The sequence below is a fragment of the Streptomyces sp. YJ-C3 genome (assembly GCF_053891275.1).
In genome coordinates, this window is sequence record NZ_CM132685.1 from 8958417 (window position 1) to 8970150 (window position 11734).

An 11734-nucleotide genomic window follows, 5' to 3' on the forward strand; every position below is an offset into this window, starting at 1 on the left:
TATTTAGCGAGGAAAGTCGGGGTTCTCGCTGCCGGGCGCCGGAGATCACCGGGGCGCCCCCGATCCGATCAGCAGCTCCGCAGCGCCCTCCCGGTCCCGCAGTTCCCGCAGCGGCCCGTCGACAGCGGTCAGCTCGGCGTACGAGCCGCGCTGCGCGACCCGCCCGCCGTCGAGCACGATCACCTCGTCGACGGCGTCCAGACCGGCGAGCCGGTGCGTGATCAGCACCGTCGTCCGCCCCTGGGTCGCGTCCAGCAGATCCGCGGTGAGCGCGTCGGCCGTCTCCAGGTCGAGGTGCTCGGCGGGCTCGTCCAGGACCAGGACGGGGAAGTCGGCGAGCAGCGCGCGGGCCAGCGCGAGCCGCTGCCGCTGACCGCCGGACAGCCGCGCGGCGTGCTCGCCCACCAGGGTGTCGAGCCCGCCGGGCAGCGCGTCCGCCCACTCCAGGAGACGTACGCGGCCGAGCGCGGCCCGCAGTTCGTCCTCGGTGGCGTCCTTCTTCGCGAGCAGCAGGTTCTCCCGGACGGTGCTGTCGAAGAGGTGCGCGTCCTGGGCGCACAGCCCGACCATGCGCCGTACGGCGTCGCCGTCGAGGGCACACGCGTCGGTCCCGCCGAGCGTGTACGTCCCCGCGTCCGCGTCGAGGAAGCGCAGCAGCACCTGGGCGAGCGTGGTCTTGCCCGACCCCGAGGGGCCGACGACGGCGATCCTGCGGCCGCGCTCCAGGGTCAGGCCGACGCCGGCGAGCGCGTCCCGCGCCTGGCCCTCGTACCGGGCGGTGAGGCCCCGGACGACGAGCGGGAAGGGGGTCTGCGGCGCCTGCGCGGGCCGCTCGGGCTCCCGTACGGGTTCGGGGGCGTCCAGGACCTCGTACACGCGCTCGGCGCTCTTGTGGACCCGTTGCCGGTACTGAACGGCGAGCGGCAGACCGAGCACCGCCTCGAACGCGGCGAGCGGCGTCAGCACGACCACCGCGAGCGCGACCCCGTCGAGCTGCCCGGCGCGTACGCCCTGCACGCCGACGAGCGCGGCGGCGGCCACGGTCAGGCCGGTGATCAGCGCGCTGAGCCCGTCGCCGAGCGCGGTCGCGGTGGCGGCGCGCGACGCGATCCGGGTCAGCACGGAGTCGGCGTCCTTCGCCTCCTTCGTGCGCCGGGGAAGCGCGCCGGCGACGGTCAGTTCCGCGGTCCCGGTGAGCAGCTCGGCCACCCGGGTCGCGAGCACCCCGCGCGCGGGAGCCAGTTTCCGTTCCGCGCGGCGGGCCACGGCCCCGGACAGCAGCGGCACCCCGACCCCGGCGAGCAGCAGGCCGACGGCGAGCACGGCGCCGGCCGCGGGCAACATCCACGCGGTGAACGCCACCGAACCCGCGCCCACGAGGCCCGCGACGGACGCGGGCAGCAGCCAGCGCAGCCAGTAGTCCTGGAGGGCGTCCACGTCGGCGACGAGCCGGGAGAGGAGGTCGCCGCGCCTTGTCGTGCGCAGCCCGGCGGGCGCCAGCCGCTCCAGGCGCCGGTAGACGGCGACCCGGGTGTCGGCCAGCATCCGCAGCACGGCGTCGTGCGAGACGAGCCGCTCCGCGTAGCGGAAGCAGGCCCGGCCGATGCCGAACGCGCGCGTGGCCGTCACCGCGACCATCAGGTACAGCACCGGCGGCTGCTGCGAGGCCCGCGAGATCAGCCAGCCGCTGGTCGCCATCAGGCCGACGGAGCTGCCGAGCGCGAGCGCCCCGAGCAGCAGCGCGAGCGCGAGCCGCGAGCGGCGCGGACGGGCGGCCGCGCGCAGCCGGGTCAGCACGTGGCGCCGGTCCTCGGGGGCCGCCTGAGCAGCCCGGGCCGGCTCGGCCGAGGCGGCTCCGGCCTGCGCCGGGACGGGGAGGGACGCGGCGGCACGTGCCCGCCCCGGCTGTCCCGCCCGCGGCACGTCGATCCGCACCACCCGGTCGGCCAGGGCCAACAGCGCCGGGCGGTGCACGACCAGCAGCACGGTCCGGCCCACGGCGAGCCTGCGCACCGCTTCGACGATGCCCGCCTCGGTCTCACCGTCGAGCGCGGCCGTCGGTTCGTCGAGCAGCACGACGGGCCGGTCCGCGAGGAACGCCCGCGCCAGCGCGAGGCGCTGCCGCTGCCCGGCCGAGAGCCCGGCCCCGTCCTCGCCCAGCGCGGTGCGCACGCCGCCGGGCAGCGCCTCGACGAACTCCAGGGCCCCGGCCTCCCGCAGCGCGGCCAGCACCGCCGCGTCGTCGGCGTCCGGCCGGGCGAGCCGTACGTTGTCCGCGATCGACCCGGCGTACAGCTGCGGCCGCTGCGGAACCCACGCCACGCGCGCGTGCCAGGCCTCCCGCGACATCTCGGCGAGATCGGCGCCACCGACCAGAACCCGGCCACTACAGGGACGTACGAAACCCAACAGGGCACTGAGCAGCGTCGACTTGCCCGCGCCGCTCGGCCCCACGAGGGCCACGGTCTCCCCTTCGGCGACTTCGAAGGAGACATCGGAGACCGCGTTGTCGACGCGCTCTTCGTAGCGGACACACACGCCGTCGAACCTGATACCGCCGTCGGAAGGGACCGTCCCCGTGCCGGACGGGGGCAGCGGCGTCTCCAGGACGTCGAAGATCTCCTCCGCGGCGGCGAGTCCCTCGGCCGCCGCGTGGAACTGCGCCCCGACCTGCCGCAGCGGCAGATACGCCTCGGGCGCGAGCACGAGGATCACCAGACCCACGTACAGGTCCATGTCCCCGTGCACGAGCCGCATGCCGATGGTCACGGCGACCAGCGCGACCGACAGGGTCGCGAGCAGCTCCAGCGCGAACGACGACAGGAAGGCGATCCGCAGGGTGCGCATCGTCGCCCTGCGGTACTCGCCGGTGATCTTGCGGATGGAGTCGGCCTGCGCCTTGGCGCGGCCGAACACCTTCAGGGTCGGCAGGCCCGCGACCACGTCCAGGAAGTGCCCCGACAGCCGCGACAGCAGCCGCCACTGACGGTCCATCCGGGACTGGGTGGCCCAGCCGATGAGGATCATGAAGATCGGGATGAGGGGCAGCGTGCCGACGATGATCGCCGCCGACACCCAGTCCTCGGTGACGACGCGGGCGAGCACCGCCACCGGGACCACCACCGCGAGCCCCAACTGCGGCAGATAGCGCGAGAAGTAGTCGTCCAGCGCGTCCACGCCCCGCGTCGCGAGCGCCACCAGCGAACCGGTGCGCTGCCCGCTCAGCCAGCCCGGACCGAGCTGCGAGGCCCGCTCCAGAAGCCGCCCGCGCAGCTCCGACTTGACCGCCGCGCTCGCCCGGTGCGCGGCCAGTTCGGTCAGCCAGGACACCAGAGCGCGCCCGGCCGCGACCGCCGCCAGCAGCAGCAGCGGCGTCCGCAGCGAGGAGACCCCGAATCCGTGCTGGAAGGCGCCCACCACCACCTCGGCGATGAGCATCGCCTGAGCGATGACCAGGCCCGCCCCGGCGGCGCCGAGGACGACCACCGCGATCAGGAAGAGACGGGTGGCCCGGGCGTACCGGAGCAGACGCTGGTCGATCGGTTTCACGTGAAACACACCCTCGTGTAGGTGGGTTCGGGGTCAGTGCGCGGCGTCGGCGATGTGCTTGGTGCCGATCCGCTTGCGGAACACCCAGTAGGTCCACGACTGGTAGAGCAGCACGATCGGCGTCGCGATCCCGGCACACCACGTCATGATCTTCAGGGTGTAGGGGCTCGACGAGGCATTGGTGACCGTGAGGTTCCAGTCGGAGTTGAGCGACGACGGCATGACGTTCGGGAACAGCGTCAGGAAGAGCATCGCGACGGCCGCCGCGATCGTGACGCCGGACAGTGCGAACGACCAGCCCTCACGGCCGATCTGGTTGGCGCCGAGGGCACCGACCAGCGCGACCACGGCCACGATCATCGCGACGAGCGAACTGCCGTCGCCCTTGTCGACCTGGGTCCAGATCAGGAAGACGAGTGCCAGCACCGCGGTGATCAGCCCGAGCGTGCGCGCCAGCGTCCGTGCCCGCCCCCGGATGTCGCCCTCCGTCTTCAGTGCGGTGAACACCGCGCCGTGGAAGGTGAACAGCGTCAGGGTGACCAGGCCGCCCAGGATCGCGTACGGGTTGAGCAGGTCCCAGAAGTTGCCGACGTACTCGAAGTCCTTGTCGATCTTCACGCCGCGCACGATGTTGCCGAAGGCCACACCCCACAGCAGCGCCGGGATCAGCGAGGTCCAGAAGATCGCGTGCTCCCAGTTGGTCTGCCACTTCTCCTCGGGCCGCTTCGCCCGGTACTCGAAGGCCACACCGCGGACGATGAGGCAGACCAGGATGATCAGCAGCGGCAGGTAGAAGCCGGAGAACAGCGTCGCGTACCACTCGGGGAAGGCCGCGAAGGTCGCGCCGCCGGCGGTCAGCAGCCACACCTCGTTGCCGTCCCAGACGGGCCCGATCGTGTTGATCAGGACCCGCTTCTCGGTGCGGTCACGGGCCAGCAGCTTGGTGAGGATGCCGACCCCGAAGTCGAATCCCTCCAGGAAGAAGTAGCCGATCCAGAGGACCGCGATGAGTACGAACCAGACGTCGTGAAGTTCCATGACTCGTCAGCTCCCTGGGCCTCAGTAGGAGAAGGCCATCGGCTTGTCGGCGTCACGGTCTCCGCCGATCTTGGTGGGCGGGTTGAGGTCGTCCTCGGTCAGCTCCGGCGGGCCGGCCTTGATGTACTTCACGAGGAGCTTGACCTCGATGACGGCGAGGACGGCGTACAGCAGGGTGAAGACGATCATCGAGGTGAGGACCTCGCCCTGCGAGACACCGGGGGAGACCGCGTTGCGGGTCTGCAGGACGCCGTAGACGACCCACGGCTGACGGCCCATCTCGGTGAAGATCCAGCCCCAGGAGTTGGCGATCAGCGGGAACCCGAGGGTCCACAGGGCCACGATCCAGTAGAGCTTGGTGAACTTCGGGCTGAGGGCCTTGTTCTTGAAGAGGACGAGGTTCGGCACTTCGTCCTCACCCACCCTCATGGCCTGCGGCAGCATGAACTTCTTGCGGGTGAGCCAGAGTCCGACCAGGCCGATGGCGAAGGACGCCATCCCGAAGCCGATCATCCAGCGGAAGGCCCAGAAGGTGACGGGGATGATCGGGCGGTAGTCGCCGGGCCCGTACTTCTCCTGCTCGGCCTTGTTGGTGTCGTTGATGCCGGGGACGTACGAGTTGAAGTCGTCGTCGGCGAGGAACGACAGTATCCCGGGGATGGAGAGCTCGACGGTGTTGTGGCCCTTGCTCACGTCTCCGTAGGCGAAGATCGAGAACGGCGCCGAGTCCTGCCCGTCCCACAGCGCCTCGGCCGCCGCCATCTTCATGGGCTGCTGCTTGAACATGACCTTGCCGAGCAGGTCACCGCTGACCGCGGTGAGCAGACCGGCGATGACGACCGTGACCAGGCCGAGCCGCAGCGAGGTCTTCATCGTGGCGATGTGCTTCTTGCGCGCCAGGTGGAACGCCGCGATGCCGACCATGAACGCGCCGCCGGTCAGGAACGAGGCGGTCAGCGTGTGGAACGCCTGGGTGAGCGCCGTGTTCTGCGTCAGCACGGCCCAGAAGTCGGTGAGCTCGGCCCGCCCGTTCGCCTTGTTGTACTTGTAGCCGACCGGGTGCTGCATCCACGAGTTGGCCGCCAGGATGAAGTAGGCGGAGAGGATCGTGCCGATCGACACCATCCAGATGCAGGCCAGATGGATCTTCTTCGGCAGCTTGTCCCAGCCGAAGATCCACAGACCGATGAACGTGGACTCGAAGAAGAAGGCGATCAGCGCTTCGAAGGCCAGCGGCGCACCGAAGATGTCACCGACGAAGCGGGAGTAGTCCGACCAGTTCATGCCGAACTGGAACTCCTGCACGATGCCGGTGACGACACCCATCGCGATATTGATCAGGAAGAGCTTCCCCCAGAACTTCGTGGCCCTGAGGTACTTCTCGTTCTCCGTCCGCACCCAGGCGGTCTGCAGCCCGGCGGTCAGTGCCGCGAGCGAGATCGTCAGGGGGACGAACAGGAAGTGGTAGACGGTCGTGATGCCGAACTGCCATCGCGCCAGGGTCTCCGGCGCCAGAGCCAGGTCCACTGCGTCTCTCCTTACATCGCTGTGGTCACAGCGGCAGTTTGCCCCTTTAATCCCACAAATCCCGGGAGGAACCGGGACACGCTTGTGAACGCGTTCACATTCACAAGCATTATGTCGTACTGGCTGTCGGGATCCGAAGGGGGGTCCCCTTACTGCGAGCAACGCCACAGGGGTGGGCGGCGAGGGGTTCCGAAGTTCTTCAACATATTGTTGAATTCGCGGCATGCAGCCCACGCCCGAACAGCCTCGGACCCGCATCCGCATCTCCTGGCCGGCCGGACACATCACGGCGACGGTCGAGGACACCCCGACAACACAGGCCCTGCTCACGGCACTTCCGCTCGCCGCCACGGCGAACACCTGGGGCGAGGAGGTGTACTTCGACACGGGCGTCAGCGTCCCGCGCGAGGCCGACGCCCGACAGGTCGTGGAGCCGGGCACGGTCGCTTTCTGGACGGACGGCGACGCCCTCGCCCTCCCCTACGGCCCCACGCCGATCTCGCGCGGCGACGAGTGCCGCCTCGCGAGCCCGTGCAATCTGCTCGGCCGGCTCGACGGGGATCCGCGGACGCTGGCCACGGTGCGCGGCGGCGACCCGATCCGCGTCGAGCTGGTCTGATCAGCCTCCGTCAGAGCCGGTCGAGGCCGATCGGCGCAGAAGGCGTCACAGCTCCTTGCGGAACGCCTCCGCGGCCTGCAGGAAGATGTCGTTCGCCTCGGTCTCGCCGACCGTGACCCGCACGCCCTCACCGGCGAACGGCCGCACGACGACCCCGGCCCGCTCGCACGCGGCCGCGAAGTCGACGGTCCGGTCCCCCAGACGCAGCCACACGAAGTTGGCCTGCGTCTCGGGCACCGTCCAGCCCTGCGCCCGCAGCGTCCCGACGACCCGGGTGCGCTCGGAGACCAGCGAGCCGACACGGCCCAGCAGTTCGTCCTCCGCGCGCAGCGAGGCGACCGCCGCGTCCTGCGCGAGCTGGCTGACGCCGAACGGCACCGCCGTCTTGCGCAGCGCCGCCGCCACCGGCTCGTGGGCGATGGCGAAGCCGACCCGCAGCCCCGCGAGCCCGTAGGCCTTCGAGAAGGTCCGCAGCACCGCCACGTTCGGCCGGTCCCGGTAGATCTCCACGCCGTCCGGCACCTCGGCGTCACGGATGAACTCCCGGTACGCCTCGTCGAGCACCACCAGCACGTCGGAGGGCACCCGGTCGAGGAACCGTTCCAGCTCGGCCCGGCGGATGGCCTTGCCCGTGGGGTTGTTGGGGTTGCACACGAAGATGAGGCGCGTGCGCTCGGTGATCGCGTCGGCCATGGCGTCGAGGTCGTGGTCCTCGCCCGGCGTGAGCGGCACCTTCACGGACGTCGCGCCGCTGATCTGCGTGATGATCGGGTACGCCTCGAAGGACCGCCACGCGTAGATGACCTCGTCCCCCGGACCGCTGGTCGCCTGGAGCAGCTGCTGCGCGACGCCGACCGAGCCCGTGCCGGTGGCCAGGTGCTCGACCGGCACCCCGAAGCGGTCGGCCAGCTCGGCCATCAGGCCCGTGCACGCCATGTCCGGGTAGCGGTTGAAGGTCCCGGCCGCGGCGATCGCCTGCTCCATGACGCCGGGCAGCGGGGGATAGGGGTTCTCGTTGGAGGACAGCTTGTACGCCACCGGGCCCCCGGCAGCCGCCGGCCTGCCCGGCTTGTAGGTGGGGATCCCCGCCAGCTCCGCGCGCAGCTTGGGGTTCGTCTCGCTCACCGCAGTCCTCCTTGTGGCCACCGTTCCAATACTGCTCACCTTAAGAGGATTCGCCGCCCGCCCCAATGGGCCGGTCCCTTCCGTCCCGCACGAGGGCATCCGAAGGCGTACGGGGAGGGGGGAGCGCTCTGCAGCCTGGCGCGCGCCGGTGGCTCGCGCCGTGGCGCGCATCACCCGTGAAGGTGAGTTGAGACCTACTCGCAACATCGCCGACTTGGCAGGCCCATGCGCGCCGACAAGTGACGCATCCCTGTCGACACCCGCAACTCCCTTGTTTTCCAAGGTCGTTGAGCGCCTTTCGCCTTGCAGAAACGTGCCTGTCAACCCCGGCATATGCGCCCCCGCCATGCAACCGCATGAGCCCTACTATCGGCTCGCCATGACAGCAGCAGGGAAGCACCAGGTGAGCCGGGCGGAGACGACCCGCAGGGGCACCCGGCCGGGCCGGGCAGGCATCAGAGACGTTGCCGCCGCCGCCGGGGTCTCGATCACGACTGTCTCCGATGCGCTCAACGGCAAGGGCCGGCTCCCGGACGCCACCCGACGCCATGTCCGCGAGGTCGCCGATCGGTTGGGCTATCGCCCTTCCGCGGCCGCCCGCACGCTCCGTACCGGCAAGTCGGGCCTGATCGGCCTGACAGTGACGACCTACGGGGATGAACCTTTCACCTTCACAGAATTCGCGTACTTCGCGGAGATGGCGAGAGCCGCGACGTCCGCGGCGCTCGCCCGCGGCTACGCCCTCGTCATCCTGCCCGCCACCTCACGCCACGACGTGTGGTCGAACGTCGCCCTCGACGGCACCGTCGTCATCGACCCCTCCGACCACGACCCGGTCGTCAGCGAGCTGGTCCGCCAGGGCCTGCCCGTCGTCTCGGACGGACGTCCCGCGGGCACCCTGCCCGTGACCGCCTGGGTCGACAACGACCACGAGGCCGCCGTCCTCGGCATCCTCGACCACCTCGCGGAAGCCGGCGCGCGTCGCATCGGCCTCCTCACCGGCACCACCACGGACACCTACACCCACCTCTCCACCTCCGCCTATCTGCGCTGGTGCGAGCGGATCGGGCAGGAGCCGGTCTACGAGTCCTATCCCGCGCACGACCCGTGCGCGGGGGCCGTCGCCGCCGACCGCCTGCTCGCCCGGCCCGACCGCCCCGACGCGGTCTACGGGCTGTTCGACCCCAATGGCACGGACCTGCTCGCCGCAGCCCGTCGCTACGGCCTACGCGTCCCGGACGACCTGCTGCTCGTGTGCTGCAGCGAGTCGAACGTCTACGCCAACACCGAGCCGCCCATCACGACCCTCTCGCTCAAACCGCGCCGCATCGGCACGGCCGTCGTCCAGCTCCTCATCGATGCCATCGAAGGGGTCGATTCGGATCAGCCGGTCGAGCAGGTGATACCGACCGAACTGATCGTGCGGACCTCCTCGCAGCGCCGCCCGCAGCGCACCACGGTCAGCCCGCCCCGTTCCCCGGGGCAGGGCTGACCGGCCCTCGCCACCCACAGCAGCCCCGCAGACGAGAGGAAAAGTACGCACCAATTCGGGAGAAAAGCGTGGGGAACAGCCGCCCGTCACCGATTCACCACCCCTGGTGCATCACACAGCGCGAGCCGCATTCCTATGATGGGCGCACGACACCGCGGGCCGCTGCGACCAGGCAGTCCGATCCGGTGCACAGGCGGCGCAATGGTGGAGGGGTCGATGACTCAGGGGGCCGGTCAGGGACCCGCAGCGCGCACGGAGACGCTGCGTGATTTCCGCGTTCCCGCGTACGTCCATGACGTACCGGCGAACGTGGTACCGGCCGACCCGGTCCCGGGCTCCCCCGACCCAGCCCCGTTCCCCGACGGCTACACCCCGACGGAGCGCGACCTGCCGGTCATCAACCGAGGGGACACCGTGCAGGTCGAGGTCCCGCAGGCCGCGCCCCGGGCGAGCGACGAGATGGGCCCGCTGTACGTCGTCGGCGACGTGCACGGCTACATCGACGAGCTGCTCGCGGCGCTCCGCGAGAAGGGCCTGGTCGACGCGGCGGGCAACTGGGCGGCGGGCAACGCGCGCCTCTGGTTCCTCGGCGACTTCACCGACCGCGGGCCCGACGGCATCGGCGTCATCGACCTCGTGATGCGCCTCAGCGCCGAGGCGGCCGCGGCGGGCGGCTACTGCAAGGCGCTCATGGGCAACCACGAGCTGCTGCTGCTCGGCGCGAAGCGCTTCGGCGACACCCCGGTCAACTCCGGCGCCGGCACCGCCACCTTCCAGGCGGCCTGGTTGCTCAACGGCGGCCAGAAGTCCGACATGGACCGCCTCCAGGACGTACATCTGCAGTGGATGTCCCGGCTCGACGCGATCGAGATCGAGGACGACCACCTCCTCATGCACTCCGACACCACCGCCTACCTCGACTACGGCGACTCCATCGAGGCGGTCAACGACACGGTCCGCGAGACGCTCACCCGCAACGACGCGGACGAGTGCTGGGACCTGTTCCGCAAGTTCACCAAGCGCTTCGCGTTCCGGGACGACGAATCGGGTCCCGGTGCCGTCCGCGAACTCCTCGGCACCTACGGCGGCTCGCGCGTCGTGCACGGCCACAGCCCGATCCCGTACCTCCTGGGCGAGGTCGGCACCGAGGACGCCGACGGCGAGGACAGCGGGCCCGTCGTCGAGGGGCCGCATGTGTACGCGGGCGGTCTGGCCATCGCCATGGACGGCGGCGTGACCATGGCCGGAAAGCTGCTGGTCCAGCAACTCCCCATGGATATCTGAGGGTTGATCGGGCAGACGCGGTAAACGGAGGCTTCGGCTGACAGAGGGGCAATTTCCGGAAACCCCCTGTCACCGCGTGCCGTGACCGCTCTACCATCGGCTTATCCGTAGCAGGCTCCCCTCCGTTTCTGCCCGACGGCTCGTAACCATGCGGGCCACCAAGCCCTACGGAGCATCGGGGGATGCACATGAACAGCGCTCCGCATTTGCTGAACGAGGACCGCCCCGAGTTCGAGCGGATCCTCGATGAGGCGCTGCGTACCGCACCGAATCGGCCTGATCTCGCCGCAGTGGGCCAGCGGCTCAACCCCGAACAGCTGCGCACCATGGCGCTCAACGCCGCCGCATTGATCAGCACGGCGGCCGTCGCCGAGTACCAGCATTACGTCAAGGTCCGCGAGGAACTGCGTACGGCCCCGCGGCCCGTCCGTCCGCTACGTGAAGGAGGCACCTCCAGCACGGCCGAGTCCGGCGGCGGCAGCTCGATGGGCTTCGCCGCCACCGTGGGCGAGGTCGCGGAGACCACGGGACCCGGTGTCGCCGCGGTCGCCGTCGTGCTCGCACCGGTCCTCGCCGGGACCGCCGCAGCGATCTTCCTGCTGGTCGGCTACATCCTGAAAATGCTCAACCCGCCGCCGGACTTCGCCGACACCTTGCTGTCGGTCGGCTGGGTCTTCGGCGCGCTCACCGCGGCGGGCATCCTCGTCGCGGCCGTGTGCCTGCTCCTGACGGCTCTGCGCAACGGGTCGACCTCGCTCCAGGCGAGCGCCCACGGCGAGGCCAACGAGGAGGTGGCACGAGCCAGGGAAGCCTGGGGCAAGGCGCTCCTCGAGCGCGGCATCCTGCCGTTCCTGCGGGACGCCCTGACGGACCCCCCGACGGGCGGCAGCGCGCCGCTCGGGGGCCGCGGCGGCTCGGCGAGCCGGATGCCCCAGCTCGGCTACAACAGGCCGGGGTTCAGCAGCCCCGATGGCGGCGGCACCGCCACGGGACAGCGCGCCGGCTTCTCCAGCCCGGACTTCTCGAGCCCGGACTTCGGCGGTCCCGAGCACCAGCCCGACTGACCCTCGGTCGGACCACGGGGCCATGACCTCGGCTCG

Annotated in this window: 8 protein-coding genes; 4 read left to right on the plus strand and 4 right to left on the minus strand. The window is 70.6% G+C overall.

What is annotated here, in order from left to right:
• Window positions 1-45: 45 nt before the first annotated feature.
• The 3 genes from cydD to ACVHNB_RS40860 are packed head-to-tail and all read right to left on the minus strand — an operon-like array spanning window position 46 to window position 6114.
• The gene (gene cydD, locus ACVHNB_RS40850) at window positions 46-3549 is read right to left on the minus strand and encodes a thiol reductant ABC exporter subunit CydD (protein WP_456227125.1); all 3504 of its coding nucleotides are present in this window, start codon (window positions 3547-3549) and stop codon (window positions 46-48) included.
• 33 nt (window positions 3550-3582) lie between these two features.
• The gene (gene cydB, locus ACVHNB_RS40855; RefSeq protein ID WP_428953623.1) at window positions 3583-4587 is read right to left on the minus strand and encodes a cytochrome d ubiquinol oxidase subunit II; all 1005 of its coding nucleotides are present in this window, start codon (window positions 4585-4587) and stop codon (window positions 3583-3585) included.
• 21 nt (window positions 4588-4608) lie between these two features.
• The gene (locus tag ACVHNB_RS40860; RefSeq protein ID WP_456227126.1) at window positions 4609-6114 is read right to left on the minus strand and encodes a cytochrome ubiquinol oxidase subunit I; all 1506 of its coding nucleotides are present in this window, start codon (window positions 6112-6114) and stop codon (window positions 4609-4611) included.
• A 223-nt stretch (window positions 6115-6337) separates the two neighbouring features.
• On the opposite strand from ACVHNB_RS40860, the gene ACVHNB_RS40865 reads away from it, so the two are divergent.
• Window positions 6338-6733, plus strand: a complete 396-nt coding sequence (locus ACVHNB_RS40865; RefSeq protein ID WP_456227127.1) for a cyclophilin-like fold protein — start codon at window positions 6338-6340, stop codon at window positions 6731-6733.
• 45 nt (window positions 6734-6778) lie between these two features.
• Here ACVHNB_RS40865 and hisC read toward each other — a convergent pair whose 3' ends face one another.
• Window positions 6779-7858: a histidinol-phosphate transaminase gene (gene hisC, locus ACVHNB_RS40870; RefSeq protein WP_456227128.1), complete on the minus strand. Its 1080-nt coding sequence runs from the start codon at window positions 7856-7858 to the stop codon at window positions 6779-6781.
• A 379-nt stretch (window positions 7859-8237) separates the two neighbouring features.
• Between hisC and ACVHNB_RS40875 the strand changes: the two genes are divergently transcribed.
• The 3 genes from ACVHNB_RS40875 to ACVHNB_RS40885 all read left to right on the plus strand — a co-directional run bounded on the left by ACVHNB_RS40875 (window position 8238) and on the right by ACVHNB_RS40885 (window position 11698).
• Window positions 8238-9350, plus strand: coding sequence for a LacI family DNA-binding transcriptional regulator (locus ACVHNB_RS40875; protein WP_428953619.1), 1113 nt, complete (start codon window positions 8238-8240; stop codon window positions 9348-9350).
• Between the two features lie 216 nt (window positions 9351-9566).
• Entirely contained in the window at window positions 9567-10634 is a 1068-nt protein-coding gene (locus ACVHNB_RS40880; protein WP_428953618.1) for a metallophosphoesterase, read from the plus strand.
• Window positions 10635-10816: 182 nt separating this feature from the next.
• Entirely contained in the window at window positions 10817-11698 is an 882-nt protein-coding gene (locus ACVHNB_RS40885; RefSeq protein WP_428953617.1) for a hypothetical protein, read from the plus strand.
• The last annotated feature ends 36 nt before the right edge of the window (window positions 11699-11734 follow it).